The following is a 17156-nucleotide window of genomic DNA, read 5'->3' on the forward strand; positions in this document are numbered from 1 at the left end:
AAAGTTGTCGAATCCTTATGCCTGATAGCCTAGGATGCGCATCATCGAGTCAGCAGTCTGTTCTTCGGCAAACACTCGGTCGGTGAGCGTGCCATCTTCGGCGCGGTCCAGAATTACCATTTTCGGAGCCGGAATCAGGCAGTGCTTCACGCCACCGTAGCCGCTCAGGCTTTCCTGGTAAGCACCGGTGTGGAAAAAGCCCACGTACAGCTGCTCAGTATCTGCGGGCTTACGCTCGGGCAGAAATACCTGGTAAATGTGTTTTTCGGCATTGTAATAATCCTGCGAGTCGCAGGTGAGGCCGCCAAGTTGAATCTTCTTGTACTTCTTGTTCCAGCCGTTCAGAGCCAGCATAATAAAGCGCTGGTTCAGGGCCCAGGTGTCGGGCAGGTTGGTGATGAACGAGCCGTCAATCATGTACCACAACTCCTTGTCATTCTGAAGCTTCTCGTCCAGGATGCTGTAGATGGTAGCGCCCGACTCGCCCACGGTGAAGATGCCGAACTCGGTGAAAATGTCCGGCTCGGCCACACCTTCCTCGGCGCAGATGCGCTGAATGGTGTGCAGCACTTCCTCAATCATGTACGGGTAGTCGTACTCTTTCTGGATGCTGGTCTGGATGGGCAAACCGCCGCCGATGTCGATGGTAGTGAGGGTGGGGCACACCTTGCGCAGCTCGCAGTACTTGTGCACAAACCGGCTCAGCTCCGACCAGTAGTAACTGGTGTCTTTGATGCCGGTGTTGATGAAGTAGTGCAGCATGGTGAGCTCGAAGCGCGGGTCATCCTTGATTTTCTGCTCGTAGAGTGGCAGCGCATCGGCGTAGCGAATACCCAGGCGCGAGGTGTAGAACTGGAAGCGCGGCTCTTCATCAGAAGCCAGGCGCATGCCTACATTGCACTTTTCGCGGACGTTGTCGTGGTAGTAGTCCACCTCGTTCGGCGAGTCGAGGATAGGCATGCAGTTCACGAAGCCGTCGTTGATGAGGCGCGTAATTTCGTGCTTGTACTCGTCGGTTTTGAAGCCGTTGCAGATGATGAACGTGTCCTTGCTGACCTTGCCCTTGGCGTGCATGGCCCGGATGATGTTGGTATCAAACCACGACGACGTTTCGATGTGCACGCCATTTTTGAGGGCTTCTTCTACTACAAAGCTAAAGTGCGAGGCCTTGGTGCAATAGGCGTAGGAGTATTTGCCCTGGTAGCCTATTTTCTCGATGCCGGCCCGGAACCACTCCTGCGCCCGCTGAATCTGGCTGCTGATTTTGGGCAAATAGGTGAGGCGCAGCGGCGTGCCGTGCTTCTTCACCAGCGCCATCAGGTCAATGTCGTGGAAGCGCAGCTCATTTTGCTCTACCTGAAACTCATCGGTAGGAAAGTCAAACGTCTGGGAAATCAGGTCGTGGTAGGTATCCATTGAAGGAATATGTGAGGGAGAAGTTGGAGGCAAGAACGTCATGTTGAGCTTGCCGAAGCATCTCTACCGCTTTGGTGCGGTAGCAATTGATTACCCTCAGTAGAGATGTTTCGGCAAGCTCAGCATGACGTTCTTTTTCTTCGCAATCCTTTTGTCGAACTTGCAACCGCAAAGATACCCCGCGCGCGGGGTTTTGGTTGTGCTTTGTTCGTTGGTTGCGCCGGAAGGTCTGCGCGCGTCAAGCCTGAGAGGAATTCCCACCCGCTCAATCGGCAAGCATTAAAACCACCCTAACCCTTTTCCTGCCAATGTAATATGCGACGCATTAAGCTTCTGGAAGTCCGCTCCGAGCTTGGAGCCGGGACCCGTGGTGCCAGTATGGGCGTAGATGCCCTGAAAGTGGCCTGCCTCAACAAAGGGTCCGACTACTTCCGCCGGTTCAACTCGGTCCAGATTCCGGACCTGAACCACGTGCTCTTCGAGAAAAACCATTTTCCGAAGGCCAAGCACATCGACTCCATTTACACGGTGCAGAAAGGCATTGCCAGCACCGTAGAGCAAACGCTGCGCTTCGGCGAGTTTCCGCTGGTGCTGGCCGGCGACCATAGCAGCGCCGCCGCCACCATTGCGGGCATCAAGGCGGCCTATCCGCACAAAACGCTGGGCGTGGTGTGGGTGGATGCCCACGCCGACATTCACTCGCCGTACACCACGCCTTCGGGCAACATGCACGGCATGCCGCTGGCCATCAGCCTCGGCGACGACAACCTGCCCTGCCAGCGCAACGAGCCCGAGCCGGAAACCGAGTTTTTCTGGCAGAAGCTGAAGAACCTGGGCGAGCCCGGCCCCAAAATTACCGGCGAGCATCTGGTGTATGTGGTAGTGCGCGACACTGAGGCCGAGGAAGATGCCATTATTGAGCGCCTGGGCATCAAAAACTACAAGCTGGACGAGGTGAAGGCCAAAGGCACCCGCCAGATAGCCCGCGAGGTGTATGAGCGCCTGCGCTTCTGCGACATGGTATACGTCAGCTTTGATGTGGACTCGCTGGACTCGCGCTTCAGCAAAGGCACCGGCACGCCCGTAGAGGAAGGCCTCAACGTGGAGGAGGCCATCAGCCTGTGCCGTGCCCTGCTCGACAACGACCGGGTGGTGTGCTTCGAGATGGTGGAAATTAACCCCACGCTGGACTCCGAGAATACCATGGCCCAGAACGCCTTCGATATCCTGGAGGCCGCCACCGATGCCATTCAGCGCCGGCTGCGGCAGGAAGAAGTGGTGAGCCGGTAACGGCAGACTTGTGCGGCAGCAAAAAGCGGATATATTCGTGACTATTTGTAACGATATCCTGCTTTTTGCTGCCACACCATGCTTTTTCGCTGCCTGCTTGCTCTATCTGTGTCCGGGCTGCTGGCAGCCTGCACCACTTCGCCTTCTGCCACCGCCAACAGCCCCGGCGCCGAAGCTATGCAGCCCATGAAGCTACCGCGCGACACCGTGACGGGCACCGTTACGTACCGCGAGCGGATGGCGCTGCCGGCCACGGCCGTAGTGCGGGTACACCTGCTGGACGTGTCGCGGCAGGATATAGCGGCTACTATCATTGATTCCGTGACCATAAGGCCCAATGGCGACCAGGTGCCGCTACCCTTCACGCTCACCTACGACCCCGGCCGCATCCAGGAAAGCAACACCTACATTGTGCAGGCCCGCATTCAGGTAAGCGGGCAGCTGCTGTTTCTGAGCGACGTGGCCTACCCGGTTATCACGCGCGGTAACCCACAGCAGGCGCAGGTGCTGCTGCGCCGCGCAGGAAAGTGAGGCCGGGCGCAGGGTCTTCCGGCCCAGGTTTCTACCTTTGTGCGCGCAGCAGCCCGGGGTGGTTGCGGCGGTAAGTGCTTATGAACCCGGTTTTTTGGCAGCTTTCTTCCCGACGAAGCTAGCGTAGGCGGCCCCCGCCGCGGCTAGCCTGGGTGTGCCTGTGCGGCTGCTCCGGCCGGTGTTCTGCCTTGGCCGGCTGCTTACGCCTCCTCCCGGATTTCATTCTACAACCTACCCGAAGCCCCGCAAAGGCTTCTTATTCAGCGTTTCGCTCCTTCTAGTGCAGCAACTCGAACAAACCCTTAAAGCCGCCCTGGGCACGGCTATCCAGACTGTATTCGGCACCGAGGTGCCCGCCGCCCAGCTCACGTTGCAGCCCACGCGCAAGGAGTTTGCCGGTCAGTTTACGCTCGTCACGTTCCCGTTCACCAAAACCCTGGGCAAAGGCCCCGAGCAAATCGGGCAGGCCGTGGGGGAGTGGCTGGTGGCCAACTCGCCTTTGGTGAGCGGCTACAACGTGGTGAAAGGCTTCCTGAACCTGGAAATTGCCGATGCCGAGTGGCTGAAGCTGTTCACGGCTTTGCGCCAGCAGCCGGCCGGCACGCCCGTCACTACCGACGGCCCGCGCAACGTGGTGGTGGAGTACTCGTCGCCCAACACCAACAAGCCCCTACACTTGGGTCATTTGCGCAACAACTTCCTCGGCTACTCGGTGGCCGAGATTTTGAAAGCCACAGGCGCCACCGTCACCAAGGCCAACCTGGTCAACGACCGGGGCATCCACATCTGCAAGTCAATGCTGGCCTACCAGCAGTACGGCCAGGGCGAAACCCCGCAGAGCGCCGGCATCAAAGGCGACCATCTGGCCGGCAAGTACTATGTGCTGTTCGAGAAGCACTACCGCGAGCAGGTGCGCCAGCTGGAAGCCGAGGGCGTACAGCCCGACGTAGCCAAGCGCCAGGCCCCGATGATGCTGGAAGCGCAGGACATGCTCCGCGCCTGGGAAGCCAACGACGACGAAGTGGTGAGCCTCTGGAAGCAGATGAACGGCTGGGTGTACGAGGGCTTCGACGCCACCTACCAGAACATTGGCGTCGATTTCGACAAGTATTATTACGAGTCGGGTACCTACCTGCTGGGCAAGGAGCGGGTAGAGGAAGGCCTGCAGAAGGGCGTGTTCTTCAAGAAAGAGGACGGCTCGGTGTGGGTGGACCTTAAGGAAGAAGGCCTCGACGAGAAGCTGCTGCTCCGCGCCGACGGCACCTCGGTGTACATCACCCAGGACCTGGGCACGGCCGAGCTGAAGTATCAGGATTTCGGCTACGACCTGAGCGTGTACGTTATTGCCGACGAGCAGAACTACCACATGCAGGTGCTGAAAGCGGTGCTCCAGAAACTGGGCAAGCCCTACGCCGACGCCATCTACCACCTCAGCTACGGCATGGTGGACCTGCCCTCGGGCAAGATGAAAAGCCGCGAAGGTACTGTGGTAGACGCCGACGAGCTGGTGCGCGAAGTGGTGGAAGCCGCCAAAGCTGCCACCCTCGAAAAAGGCAAAACCGAAGGCCTCACCGACGACGAGCTAACCCAGCTCTACCACATGCTGGGGTTAGGCGCGCTCAAGTACTACCTGCTGAAGGTGGACCCCAAGAAGCGCATGCTCTTCAACCCCGAGGAGTCGGTGCAGTTAGAAGGCCATACCGGTCCATTCATTCAGTATAGCCACGCGCGTATCAGCAGTATTCTGCGCAAAGCTGCCGAAAGGAATATTGACCTGAATTCTTCTTTGGAAGGTATAACTGAGCTGCAGGTTACTGAGCGTGAATTGATACAGGAACTAGGGCGCTACACGTTGGTTGTTGCGGAAGCTGCCCGAACCCAGTCACCAGCAGTGGTAGCCCAGTATGCTTACGACATAGCCAAAGCGTACAACCGTCTTTTTGCAGAGGTTCCGATTTTTTCGGAGAATGACGAAAGTAAGCGCGCATTCCGTGTGGCCCTCTCGGCCCTCACCGGCCGCACCATCAAAGCCAGCCTGGGCCTGCTGGGCATCCAGGTGCCTGAGCGGATGTAACGGCAGTAGGGTACGGGGCTAGTTCCCCTCAGAACGTCATGCTGAGCTTGCCGAAGCATCTCTACCGCTTCGTTGGATTACCGTTGAGCGAAGCGGTAGAGATGCTTCGGCAAGCTCAGCATGACAGTCAACATTTGTTTGTAGTGCAGCAGCAACGCCAACAGTTGGCGTTGCTGCTGTTTTTTTCTTTTGTCACTAATGACGGACGAGGCCCGGCCGAGTCCGGTTTGCTTATGAAAAGCGTAGCCGTGTATTGCGGTGCCAGCAGCGGCACCAACGAATTGTTTACCCAACAGGCCGCGGCCATGGGCCAGGCCCTGGCCGAACGGGGCATCACGCTGGTATACGGCGGTGGCCGGGTAGGCCTGATGGGCGCCGTAGCCGACAGCGCCCTAGCCCATGGTGGCCAGGTTATCGGGGTCATCCCCGACTTTCTGGTAGCCAAGGAAGTGGAGCACCGGGGTGTTACGGAGCTGCACATTGTAAAAAGTATGCACGAGCGCAAGCTGATGATGGCCGACTTGGCCGAAGGCTTCGTGGCCATGCCCGGCGGCTACGGCACACTGGAAGAGCTGTTTGAAGTACTGACCTGGGGCCAGCTGGGTTTGCATAAAAAGCCCATCGGGGTGCTCAATGTGGCCGGCTACTACGACCATCTGCTGCGCGCCCTCGACCACATGGCCGACGAAGACCTGCTGCGCCGCGAAAACCGCAACCAGCTCCTGAGCAACCCTACGCCCCACGGCATCCTCGACGAAATGCTGGCCTACAAGCCTGTAGCGCTGGAAAAGTGGCTCACCCCTCGCACTACATAATCTCCTGGCGTTGTGCTATCACAAAAAAGCCCGGCCCGCTTCAGAAGCAGGCCGGGCTTTTTTGTGATGGAAAATCTCTACTCGGCGGGTACGCGGTACACGACGGCGTTGCAGTTCATGCCGGCACCTACGGAGGCAAATACAATGGTTTCGTTTGGCGAGATGATGGTTTCGGGCAATTGGTGCTTCAAGATCAGGTCGAGGAGGGTGGGTAGGGTGGCGACGGAGGAGTTGCCGAGCCAGGAAATGGTCATGGGCATGACGCCAGCCGGCACAGTAGCTTGGTTGTAGAGGGCATAGAGGCGCTTGAGGATGGCCTCGTCCATTTTGCCGTTGGCCTGGTGGATGAGTAGCTTGCTCATGTCGCCGATGGAGAGGCCGGCTTTAGTGAGCGTGTCGTAGATGGCCTGGGGCACGGTTTTGAGCGCATATTCATAGAGCTTGCGGCCTTCCATCTTCAGAAACAGCTCTTCGCCCACATAATCCGGGTTATACGACTTGGCCATGCGCAGCAAATGGGCCGCCTGCACGGTATCGGAGCGGGAGCCGTGGGCCAGGATGCCGATGGGTGTGTCGCTTTCCCGGGCTTCAAGCAAGATGGCTCCGGCTCCGTCGGCGTAAATCATACTGTCCCGGTCGTGCGGGTCGCAGACACGAGAGAGGGTTTCGGCCCCGATGACCAGCACCCGTTTGGCGTCGCCGGAGCGCAGGTAGTAATCGGCCTGAATAACGCCCTGCAGCCAACCCGGGCAGCCAAACGGCAGGTCGTAGGCAATGTTGTGCGGGTTTTCGATGCCCAGCTTATGCTTCACGCGGGCGGCCAGCGTGGGCACGAAATCAGAGCGACGGTTATCCACCGATACGTCGCCGAAATTGTGGGCCACCAGAATGTAGTCCAGCGTTTCGGGGTCGATGCTATGGGTTTCCAGCAGGTTGCGGGCAGCCAGGTAAGCCAGATCGGAAGCTACCTGGTCGTCCTCGGCGTAGCGCCGCTCCTGAATGTCGGTAATCTGGGCGAAGCGCTCCACAATCTCCGCGCCTGGCTTGGTGAGGGGCTGGCCGTTGGCTTCAAAAAAAGTAGAGGCAACGAAGTCGGCGTTGCGAACAACGCGGGAAGGAAGATAACTGCCTGTTCCGGTAATGACCGAATAGAGAGTCCTACGCATGAGCAGGCTGATAAGAAGTGAGGGAGCGTCAAGAGACGAAAGTAGGGCCTTTTTCGGTAGCGGCGCTTGTCGATGTACAAAATTCCGGCTTGAAAGTCCGGTGTAGCCGGCAAGCCTAGCGAGCGGATGGTAAGCTGAACATTGTTGTGCCGGATGGGTTTCGTAGCCAGTTATTGATTTCCCTTTTATCCATGAAATTCGTTGCTTTCGTGCTGCTGGCCGGATGTCTGGCGTGTTCTTCGCCGTCGGCACCTGCTATTTCTTCCTCCACTTCTTCCACTCCCGATACCATGTCTGCACCCGCTACCTCCGGCTCCGTCTACGATTTTACCCTCCAGAGTATTGATGGCCAGCCCGTGGAGCTGCGCCGCTACCAGGGCAAGAAGCTGCTCATCGTGAACACCGCCTCTGAGTGCGGCTACACCCCGCAATACCAGGAACTGGAGCAGCTGCACCAGCAACACGCCGACAAGGTAATCGTGCTGGGCTTTCCGGCCAACAATTTCGGGGGCCAGGAGCCGGGCTCCAACGACCAGATTGCTGCATTCTGCGAGAAAAACTTCGGCGTCACATTCCCCCTATTCAGCAAAATATCGGTGGCCGGGGCCGATGCCGCGCCGCTGTTCCGCTACCTTGGCAGCAAAGCCCAGAACGGCCGCACCGACGAAAAGCCGAACTGGAACTTCTGCAAGTACCTCATCGACGAGCAGGGCCACGTGCTGGCGTTCTATCCCTCCAAAGTCAGCCCCATGAGCCCCGAGCTGCTGGCCGCCATCCAGAAGTAGCGCCCGGGGCGGGAGGGGCGCGGTAGTGGCTGGCTGCTTACCTTCGCGGCCGCATCAAGCCCCTTCTGCTCATGGTTCGCACGGTTATTTTCGACATGGATGGCGTTATTGTCGACACCGAGCCGGTGCACCGCTACGCCTATTTCCGCCACTTCGAGGAGTTGGGCATAGCGGTGACAGACGACGAGTACGCGCAGTTTACGGGACGCTCGACCAAGAATGTGTACCAGCACCTTAAGGACAAGCACGGCCTGACGCCCGAAGTGCCCGACTTGGTGATGGGCAAGCGCGAATTCTTCAATCGGGCCTTCGATGAAAAGCCTGACCTAGAGTTGCTCGACGGCGTGCGTGCCCTCATCGAAGATCTGCACCAGCACGGCCTTGAGCTGATTCTGGCGTCTTCGGCCTCGCACTCCACCATTGAGCGGGTGATGCGGCGGTTTGCGCTGGGGCCGTATTTCACGCACCTGCTCAGCGGCGAGGACTTCCCGCGCTCCAAGCCCGACCCAGCCATCTTCGTCCAGGCTGCTACGCTGGCCCACTCGCCGGCCGCCGAGTGCGTGGTGATTGAGGATTCCAGCAACGGCGTGACGGCCGCTAAAGCCGCCGGCCTCTACTGCATCGGCTACAACAGCATCCACTCGCCCCTGCAGGACCTGAGCCACGCTGACCTCGTCGTGACCCATTTCAACGAGCTGACGGCCGAGCGCATTACTGCTTTGGAAACGGGGGCAGTAGCGCGAACTTTGTAGTTCGCGTCCTCGCGCCATTCGGGTAACTCTGACGGCGCAGAGACGCGAACTGCAAAGTTCGCGCTACTATCGTGCGTCCTACTCTTGACGGTTTATCTTTCTACAGTTCATGGCAACTTCTTCCCCCGCCGCTCCCGCATCTGTCAGCCCCGCCAAAGCCTGGATTTCGGCGTTTCGGCCGCGCACGCTGCCGTTGGCGCTGGCCAGCATCATGGCCGGCGGCTTTCTGGCGGCCAGCAATGGCCACTTCCGGGGCAGCGTGGTGGGGCTGGCAGCCCTGACCACCATCCTGCTGCAAATCCTGAGCAACCTAGCCAACGATTACGGCGACTCCCAAAACGGCGCTGACAGCGTACACCGCGAAGGGCCGCAGCGGGCCGTGCAGAGCGGGGCTATTAGTCCGGCGCAAATGAAGAAGGGCATGGGCTTGTTTGGGGCGTTGTCTTTGCTGAGTGGGCTGCTGCTGCTGTGGGTAGCGCTGGGCACAGCTGGCGCGTGGGTGTTTCTGGCGTTTTTCGTGCTGGGTTTGGTGGCTATCTGGGCGGCGGTGAACTACACAGCTGGTGCCAAGCCGTACGGCTATGCCGGCCTCGGCGACCTATCGGTGTTCGTGTTTTTTGGGCTGGTGGGTGTGTGCGGCACGTATTTCCTGCAGGCCGGCACGCTGCCGCTGTCGGTGCTGTTACCGGCCGCCGCGCTGGGCTGCTTCGCCACGGCGGTACTCAATGTGAACAACATCCGCGACATCCGCTCCGATGCGCTGGCCGGCAAAATCACCATTCCGGTGCGCCTGGGGCCGCAGCGGGCCCGCGTGTACCACGTGCTGCTGCTCGCGGCAGGGCTTGTTTGCGCAGTATTGTATGTGCTGCTTACCTATCGCTCGCCCTGGCAGTGGCTGTTTCTGCTGAGCGCCCCGCTGCTGGTGCGTAACGCCCGCGCCGTGTGGCAGCGTCAGGACTCTATGCAGCTCGACCCATTGTTGAAGCAAATGGCCCTTACTACGCTGGTATTCACGCTGCTGTTTGGACTGGGGCAGGTGCTGTAAGCAGCAATAGAATAACCAGAAACTATATGCTATCCGACAAACAAACCACTCGCCTGAGCAAGCTCTTGAGCCTGGTGTTGCGCCACGACCCGGCTCACCTGGGCCTGACCCTGGACGAGCAGGGCTGGGTGGGAGTGGACGTGCTGCTGGCGCAGGCTCAAGCGCACCAGATTTCGCTTACGCGCGAAGCCCTAGTCTACATCGTCGAAACCAGTCCTAAGCAGCGCTTCCGACTCAGCGACGACCAGCAGCGCATCCGAGCCAGCCAGGGCCACTCGGTGGAGGTGGCCTTGGGCTACGCGCCAACGGTGCCACCAGCCGTGCTCTACCACGGTACTGCGGTTCGCCACCAAGAGCAAATTATGCGCGAAGGCCTGCGGAAGATGAGCCGCCAACAAGTGCATCTGAGCGCCGATGCAGCTACGGCCCGGCAGGTGGGCAGCCGACACGGCGCGCCGATTGTGCTCCGAATAGACGCCGCCCACATGCACGCCGATGGCCACACCTTTTATCGCGCCGACAACGGCGTGTGGCTGGTGGATGAAGTCCCAGCAGGCTACCTGCAGCTATCAGACGGCCCCGCTTCAGCGTAGCCAGCATGAGGATTACGTTCCCAAAAACCCAGCCTAGGCTGGGTTTTTCTTGCTACGCTCTATATTTGCATCATTGTTGCATTTTAGTAAAAATGAAGCTGATGGAAATGTATGATGTAGTGATAGTAGGAGGGAGCTACGCCGGACTAAGTGCGGCTTTGCTGTTGGGCCGTTCTATGCGCCGGGTATTGGTAATTGATAATCAGCAGCCCGCCAACCGCCAGACACCCCATTCGCACAGCTTTCTGACGCAGGATGGCGCTGCTCCGGCCCAACTGGCGGCCGTGGCCCGGGAGCAGGTGGCCCGGTATCCCACGGTGGCTTTCCAGACTGACACAGTAGTCGCGGCTAGAACTGAGGCGGTGGGTTTTGAGGTGCAAATGGCCGGCGGTGCAAACGTGAAAACGCGGAAGCTGCTGCTGGCTACCGGTGTAGTAGACGAGTTGCTGCCGATTCCGGGGCTGGCCGAATGCTGGGGGATTTCGGTGCTACACTGCCCGTATTGCCACGGCTACGAGGTGCGGGGGCAGCAATTGGGGTTGCTGGCCAACGGTGACGTGGCAGCGGAGTTGGTGGCGTTGATTCGCAACTGGAGTCGGCAGCTGACTGTTTTCACCAACGGCCCCGCCATCTTCACGCCCGAGCAACAGGCGCTGCTGAAAGCGCACGAGGTGCCAGTGGTCGAAACGCCAGTAGTGAGTGTTGCCCACGCGGCCGGCTACCTAACCGCTCTGCGCACAGCGGATGAGCAGTTGCATCCGCTGGACGCGGTATTTGCTCGTTTTTCCACCCGACTTCCCGGTACTCTGGCTCAGCAACTGGGCTGCACCCTCACGGCAACCGGCCACATTCAGGTCACAGAATTCGGCGAAACCGGCGTTACTAACCTCTACGCAGCCGGCGACGCCACCACGCCCATGCGGCAAGTAGCAGCCGCCGTAGCCCAAGGTGCCAAAGCCGGTGCCTGGCTGAATCGGGAGCTGATAGGAGAAGGTATTTACGCTGAAGTATAGGCGCCCCCGCTAAAACCGTCCTGACGCACTGCGCCCCGACTACTCGCGTAATCGGGGCGCAGTGTTGTGGTAGCGGAAAGTTTTACTCTGCGGCTGGCGCTGGCGCGGTAGCCTGCGGTGCTGTAGTGTCGCCTTCGGGCCGAGGGCCCCGGCCGGAGCGGTTGCGGCCACCCCGCTTGCGGCGGCGCTGGCCTTCTGCCTGGTCGTTATTGGCACGGGGTTCGGTAGCGGCTTCGCCTTCCGCACGGGGAGCCCGCGGTTCGCGGTGCGGCCGGGCCTCCCCTTCGGGGCGAGGAGCGCGGGGCTCACGAGGGGGGCGGGCTTCGCCTTCCGGGCGCGGGGCACGCGGCTCGCGGCGGGGGCGGCTTTCGCCACCATCTGGCCGGTCTTCGCGGGGTGGGCGCTGGTAGGGCTGGGATGGGGCCTGGCCGGCGTCGAGGGCGGCCAAGGCTGCTTGGGCTTTGGCAATGCGGGCCAGTTGGTCGGCGTCGGGTTTGCCGTCGCCGCGGTTGGGACGGGTTCCGTCGCGGCCTCCACCGCTACGGCCGCCGTTGCCACCTTCGGGGCGTGGGCCTCGGTCGCGGCCACCGCCGCCAGAACCGCCGGCGCCGCCGTTGCGGGGGCCGCGCTCGGGCCGGCCGCCTACTTTGCCGCGCAGGCCGCTGAACCGTTTGGGGTCGAACTCGGGCGCTTCGCCCAGGCCGAGGCCTTCGGTAATGGTTTGCTTTTCTACTTCGCGCTCAATCAATTTCTCGATTTTGAGCACGCGGTCCTGGTCCTGGTCGGCAATGAAGGTGATAGCCGTGCCTTTGGTGGCGGCGCGGGCCGTGCGCCCGATGCGGTGCACGTAGTCCTCGGCGGCGCGCGGGATGTCGTAGTTCACCACGTGGCTCAGCGAGTCAATATCAATGCCCCGGCTCAGCACGTCGGTGGCAACGAGGATAGGGAACTGCTTGTTTTTGAAGGCGCGCATGATTTCCTCGCGCTCCTCCTGGGTGCGGTCGGAGCTGATGCCCCGGGCCTCGATGCCCAGCTTGTTGATGGCCCGCACAATCCCGCCCACGGCCGCTTTCTGGCTGGTAAACAGCACCATGCTCTGCACATCCTGGGTTTTGATGATATGCTCAAGCAGGTAGATCTTCTGGCGGTCGAAGGCCATATAGAACTGCTGGTCGATGCCGGCGGCGGGCTTGGATACGGCCAGGCGAATTTCCTCGGGGCTCTTGAGCAGCTGCTGCGAAAAGTCGCGGATTTTGCTGGGCATGGTGGCCGAGAACAGCAGCGTCTGGCGCTCCTTGGGCAGCTGCCGCACAATGTTGAGGATGTCATCGGAGAAACCCATGTCCATCATCTTATCGGCCTCGTCCAGCACCAGATATTTCAGGTCCTCGAACTTCACGTAGCCCATCTGCATGTGCGCAATCAGGCGGCCGGGCGTGGCAATGATGATGTCGGCACCGGAAGTGAGGGCGCGCTTCTGCTGCTCCCAGCCTTCACTTTTGCCCCCGCCATAGATGGCAATGGAGCTGGCTTCCACAAAGTAGCCGAAGCCGGTGACCTGCTCGTCAATCTGGGTGGCCAGCTCGCGGGTGGGTACCAGCACCAGTGTGGAGGTGGTGCCGTGCTTGGCGTGCGAAATCTTGTCGAGTAGCGGCAGCAGGTAGGCGGCGGTTTTGCCGGTGCCAGTTTGGGCGCAGGCAATCAGGTCCTTGCCTTCCAGAATGCGGGGAATGGCCTGCTCCTGAATGGGCGTGGCATTCTGGTAATTCATGGCATCGATGCCCGCGAGCAGGTCATCGTGCAGGTTAAACTCGTGAAACGTCAAGGTACAGCTTCTTTAAGATGATAGAGGGCTGACCTTGCGTCTCGGTCAGCAAACCGCTGGGTTGGATTGAAACAAAGATAACGGGATTTGTGTGCGGTTGAGGTCGGATCGGCAGTAGCGCGAACTTTGCAGTTCGCGTCCCCGCGCCGGCAGAACGTCACCTCAACCCGAACATCATTTCAAGAACGTCATTCCAAGCGGAGCGAGGAATGACGTTCTTTTTAGTTTTTACCCGCCAGTACTTCCAGCTGCCAGCGCAGCTGCTCAGGGCGCACCGGGAAGGGCTGGCCGTGGCGGATGGTCTGGTGCACGGCGTCGAACAGGCCGACATAATTGCCGGCGGGCGCGGGCAGAGTGGAAGTGGTGAACCGGCCCGGCTCAGGGACTAGCGTGAGCGTGCCCTCTGCTCCGGCGGGCTCGTGGCCGTAGGCGGCTTCAGTGGGCAGCAGGCCCTGGTCGAGCTGGGTTTCCTGCACGTCGGCGCGGCTTTTCTGGAATGAGCCGCGGGTGCCGTGCAGCACGTAGGCCGGTACCGGCGCGGCCGTGAGCAGACTGCCGGCCACAAATACGTTCAGGCCCTGCGGGTACTGCAGATGCAAATGGAAGTAGTCATCAACGCGGGAGCCGGGGCGGTGGCTGGCGCGCGTGACATGGGCGCGCTCGGGTTGCCCGAACAAGCTCAGGGCCTGATCCAGTACGTGTGGGCCCAGGTCGAAGCTCAGGCCGCTGCCCGCCACGGCCGGGTCTTCCTTGAATGTTTTGGCGTTGAGAGCGGCCTTATACCTATCGAAGCGGAAATGCACTTCCGTGAGCTGGCCCAGCTGGCCGCCTTCCACCACCTGGCGCACCAGCTGAAAGTCGGAGTCCCAGCGGCGGTTCTGGTAGGCCAGCACGTGCCGGTTTTGAGCGGCAGCCAGGGCCAGCAGTTCGTTTAGCTCGGCTACGGTGGTTGCCACGGGCTTCTCGATGAGCACGTGCTTGCCGGCCTGTAATGCCTGTTTCGCGAGGGCAAAATGGGTATCGTTAGGCGTGTTCACCACCACCAGCTCCAGCTGCGGGTCGGCCAGCAGTTCGGCCACGCTGTCGTGGCTGATGACGGTGGGGTATTGCTGGGCCATCTGTTTGCGGCTGCGCTCCACCACGGCCCGCAGCATAAAGCCTGGGTGCGTGCTCAGAAACGGCGCGTGAAAAATGCGGCCCGACATGCCGTAGGCCAGCAAGCCGGTTTGGATGGGAGAGGACATGAGCGTTTTTTGTTATTGGGGAAGCAAGCGTTACAGCGGGTTGTCAAGAACGGTATTCTGGGAACGTCGTTTCAAGAACGTCATTCCGAGCTTGCGAGGAATCTCGCGTATTGATGTTGCAATGGCAACGGTCATGCTGAGCGCAGCCGAAGCATCTCTCCCGCTTCGTTCTAACCGTATAGCTAACCCACGTTACGGAGAAAGCTCCGGTCCGGAGCCCAAGCCAATCGTTCTACATTCTTCGCAATTTGGGTTAGGTGTCCCTGCAACATCAGCACGCGAGATTCCTCGCAAGCTCGGAATGACGTTCTGTTTAGCTACAATCCATCCATCCATCCATGCTTGACCGATTCTCTGCCCAGGCCGACCTCTACGCCCGCTACCGCATCGACTACCCGGCGACGCTCTACGACTGGCTGCTGCCGCAGGTGCCGGGCCGCGCCCGCGCCTGGGACTGCGCCACCGGCAATGGGCAGGTGGCCGCCGTGCTGGCCGGGCATTTCGGGCAGGTAGAGGCCACCGACATCAGCGCAGCGCAGCTGGCCCAGGCCGCCCGGCAGCCCAACATCACCTACCAGCAAGCCCCGGCCGAGCACACGCCGTTTGCCGCCGCTAGCTTTGATCTGGTGACGGTGGCGCAGGCTGTGCACTGGTTTGATATGGCCGCCTTTAACGCCGAGGTTCGCCGCGTGCTGCAGCCCGGCGGGGTAGTGGCTGAGTGGGGCTACGGCCTGCTGCGCATCAGCCCCGGGCTGGACCCGCTGGTGCAGCAGTTTCACGACGACACCATGCGGCCCTACTGGGACGCTAACCGCTGGCACATTACCGACGAGTACGCCCGTCTGCCGTTCCCGTTTACCGCCGTGCAGCAAGCCCGTTTCGAGGTGCGGCGGCAGTGGTCGGCGGAGTGGTTTTTGAACTACCTGCGCACGTGGTCGAGCGTAGTGAAGTACCAGCAACAGCATGGTCACGACCCGGTGCTGCTGCTAGCGGAAGAGGTGATGCGACTCTGGGGGCCGGGCGAGCGAGAGGTGGTGTTTCCGGTGTTTGCTCGGGCCGGGCGGCGGTAAATCCGGGCGGGTCTGGGAATTCACTGGAACGTCATGCTGAGCTTGTCGAAGCATCTCTACCGCTTCGTGTGCGCGTAAACCTGATGCGGAATGCCGTATGATTGTCACTCGGTGTCGCTTGTTTGAGATAGGACTTCGCCTGGCTTTTGCCCGGCGTCCTGTTTCCAGTATATAGCGTCGGATGAAATTCAGGCGTCCTATGGAAACAAGGGAATAACGCCTGATTCGGGGGCTTTGCGTTTCTTGCGCCGATGATTGAATCCGCATTTCACGATACCCTACCGCTGGCCGGGTTGCGCGTGCTGGAACTGGCCTCGGTGCTAGCCGGACCGCAGGTAGGTCAGTTTCTGGCCGAGTTGGGGGCCGAGGTGCTGAAGCTGGAGCCCCCGGCCGGCGACGTGACGCGCACCTGGCGCACTCCCGCCGAAGACCCTGCTACCACCGTTACGGCCTATTTCAGCAGCGCCAACTGGGGCAAGCGCAGCCAGACGCTGGACCTGACCACGCCCGCTGGCCAAACCGCCCTGCACCAGCTAGCCGCCACCGCCGACATCGTGCTGACCAGCTACAAGCCCGGCGACGCCGAAAAGCTCCGCGCCGACTACCCCACGCTGGCGGCCCTGAACCCGCGCCTGATTTACGGACACATCACCGGCTACGGCCCCACGGAAACCCGCGCCGGCTACGACGCTGTGCTACAGGCCGAAACCGGTTTCATGCACCTCAACGCCCCCGGCCCCGGCCAGCCGCCCCAGAAAATGCCCGTGGCTCTCATCGATTTGCTCACTGCCCACCAACTCAAGGAAGGCCTGCTCGCGGCCCTATACCGCCGCGAGCGAACCGGCCAGGGCGCGCTGGTGGAAGTGAGCCTGCTCAATAGCGCCCTGGCCTCGCTGGCCAACCAGGCCGCCACCTGCCTTGTCACGGGCCGGGAGCCGCAGCCGCTGGGCTCGGGCCACCCCAGCATTGTGCCCTACGGTACTGTGTACACGGCCCAGGATGGCACGCGCCTGCTGCTGGCTGTGGGCTCTGACCGCCAGTTTAGTCAGCTGTGTGCCGTGCTGGCGCGGGCGGAATGGGCACAGGATGCGCGTTTCCGCCGCAACGCTGATCGGGTAGCGCACCGCGCCGCGCTGGAGGAGTTACTGGCCCAGCGCATTGCCGAAGTGCCGGGCCGGGAACTGCTAACCCAGTTGGAGCAACTGGCCGTGCCAGCCGGGGCGGTGCGCACGGTGGGCGAGGCCCTGACGCATCCACTGGCCCAAACGATGCTGCTGCCGCCGGCTCCCGGTTTCCCGCACGCCGGTATGCGCACAGTGGCGTTCCGCAGCAACGCGTGGCCGGTGGTAGCCGCGTTAAGCGCCCCACCGCCACTGGCTGGCACACAAACTTATACTGTCTGGTCGGCTGCTTGAAGATTACCGCAATTGAAAGTGGTTGCCAGCCTTGGGCGTGGTGGTTACCAGACAACGCTAAAACTTACCGCCTGTTACCTTGCGTAGATACTACCACCCACAACTGCTTCAGTAGCGGTATT

At 60.8% G+C, this 17156-nt stretch carries 15 protein-coding genes; 11 read left to right on the forward strand and 4 right to left on the reverse strand.

The genetic code is table 11. From position 1 onward, the window contains the following. Positions 1 to 15: 15 nt before the first annotated feature. Positions 16 to 1416 (reverse strand): type III PLP-dependent enzyme domain-containing protein, encoded by a 1401-nt coding sequence (locus tag H8B14_RS08795; protein ID WP_187315271.1) that lies wholly within the window; start codon positions 1414 to 1416, stop codon positions 16 to 18. Between the two features lie 315 nt (positions 1417 to 1731). On the opposite strand from H8B14_RS08795, the gene H8B14_RS08800 reads away from it, so the two are divergent. The 4 genes from H8B14_RS08800 (at position 1732) to H8B14_RS08815 (ending at position 6126) form a co-directional block, all read left to right on the forward strand. Then, positions 1732 to 2706 carry an arginase gene (locus H8B14_RS08800; RefSeq protein ID WP_187315272.1) on the forward strand — a complete coding sequence of 325 codons (975 nt, stop codon included), beginning with the start codon at positions 1732 to 1734 and terminating at the stop codon, positions 2704 to 2706. Positions 2707 to 2784: 78 nt separating this feature from the next. Then, complete coding sequence (locus tag H8B14_RS08805) at positions 2785 to 3237, forward strand: YbaY family lipoprotein (RefSeq protein WP_187315273.1); 453 nt, start codon at positions 2785 to 2787, stop codon at positions 3235 to 3237. Positions 3238 to 3517: 280 nt separating this feature from the next. Then, on the forward strand, positions 3518 to 5311 hold the full coding sequence (argS, locus tag H8B14_RS08810; RefSeq protein WP_187315274.1) for an arginine--tRNA ligase: 1794 nt from the start codon (positions 3518 to 3520) through the stop codon (positions 5309 to 5311). 233 nt (positions 5312 to 5544) lie between these two features. Continuing rightward, positions 5545 to 6126 (forward strand): LOG family protein, encoded by a 582-nt coding sequence (locus H8B14_RS08815; RefSeq protein WP_187315275.1) that lies wholly within the window; start codon positions 5545 to 5547, stop codon positions 6124 to 6126. A gap of 77 nt (positions 6127 to 6203) precedes the next feature. Here the strand turns inward: H8B14_RS08815 and H8B14_RS08820 are convergent, their stop codons facing one another. Beyond that, positions 6204 to 7292 (reverse strand): 3-oxoacyl-ACP synthase III family protein, encoded by a 1089-nt coding sequence (locus H8B14_RS08820; protein WP_187315276.1) that lies wholly within the window; start codon positions 7290 to 7292, stop codon positions 6204 to 6206. Positions 7293 to 7483: 191 nt separating this feature from the next. Between H8B14_RS08820 and H8B14_RS08825 the strand changes: the two genes are divergently transcribed. The 5 genes from H8B14_RS08825 to H8B14_RS08845 all read left to right on the forward strand — a co-directional run bounded on the left by H8B14_RS08825 (position 7484) and on the right by H8B14_RS08845 (position 11480). Beyond that, positions 7484 to 8077, forward strand: coding sequence for a glutathione peroxidase (locus H8B14_RS08825; RefSeq protein ID WP_187315277.1), 594 nt, complete (start codon positions 7484 to 7486; stop codon positions 8075 to 8077). A gap of 71 nt (positions 8078 to 8148) precedes the next feature. Beyond that, positions 8149 to 8829 carry an HAD family hydrolase gene (locus tag H8B14_RS08830; protein ID WP_187315278.1) on the forward strand — a complete coding sequence of 227 codons (681 nt, stop codon included), beginning with the start codon at positions 8149 to 8151 and terminating at the stop codon, positions 8827 to 8829. A 109-nt stretch (positions 8830 to 8938) separates the two neighbouring features. Next, the gene (locus tag H8B14_RS08835) at positions 8939 to 9874 is read left to right on the forward strand and encodes a 1,4-dihydroxy-2-naphthoate polyprenyltransferase (protein WP_187315279.1); all 936 of its coding nucleotides are present in this window, start codon (positions 8939 to 8941) and stop codon (positions 9872 to 9874) included. 26 nt (positions 9875 to 9900) lie between these two features. Further along, complete coding sequence (locus H8B14_RS08840) at positions 9901 to 10467, forward strand: RNA 2'-phosphotransferase (protein ID WP_187315280.1); 567 nt, start codon at positions 9901 to 9903, stop codon at positions 10465 to 10467. A 92-nt stretch (positions 10468 to 10559) separates the two neighbouring features. Next, complete coding sequence (locus H8B14_RS08845; RefSeq protein ID WP_261989951.1) at positions 10560 to 11480, forward strand: NAD(P)/FAD-dependent oxidoreductase; 921 nt, start codon at positions 10560 to 10562, stop codon at positions 11478 to 11480. 82 nt (positions 11481 to 11562) lie between these two features. Here H8B14_RS08845 and H8B14_RS08850 read toward each other — a convergent pair whose 3' ends face one another. Further along, the gene (locus tag H8B14_RS08850) at positions 11563 to 13251 is read right to left on the reverse strand and encodes a DEAD/DEAH box helicase (protein WP_261989980.1); all 1689 of its coding nucleotides are present in this window, start codon (positions 13249 to 13251) and stop codon (positions 11563 to 11565) included. A 275-nt stretch (positions 13252 to 13526) separates the two neighbouring features. After that, positions 13527 to 14549, reverse strand: coding sequence for a Gfo/Idh/MocA family protein (locus H8B14_RS08855; protein ID WP_187315282.1), 1023 nt, complete (start codon positions 14547 to 14549; stop codon positions 13527 to 13529). 338 nt (positions 14550 to 14887) lie between these two features. On the opposite strand from H8B14_RS08855, the gene H8B14_RS08860 reads away from it, so the two are divergent. Both H8B14_RS08860 and H8B14_RS08865 read left to right on the forward strand, forming a co-directional pair. After that, a complete protein-coding gene (locus H8B14_RS08860; protein WP_187315283.1) occupies positions 14888 to 15619 on the forward strand; it encodes a class I SAM-dependent methyltransferase in 732 nt (243 codons plus the stop codon). Positions 15620 to 15870: 251 nt separating this feature from the next. After that, the gene (locus tag H8B14_RS08865; RefSeq protein ID WP_261989952.1) at positions 15871 to 17034 is read left to right on the forward strand and encodes a CaiB/BaiF CoA transferase family protein; all 1164 of its coding nucleotides are present in this window, start codon (positions 15871 to 15873) and stop codon (positions 17032 to 17034) included. Positions 17035 to 17156 lie beyond the last annotated feature (122 nt).

This window comes from Hymenobacter puniceus (genome assembly GCF_014333525.1).
Classification (GTDB): domain Bacteria; phylum Bacteroidota; class Bacteroidia; order Cytophagales; family Hymenobacteraceae; genus Hymenobacter.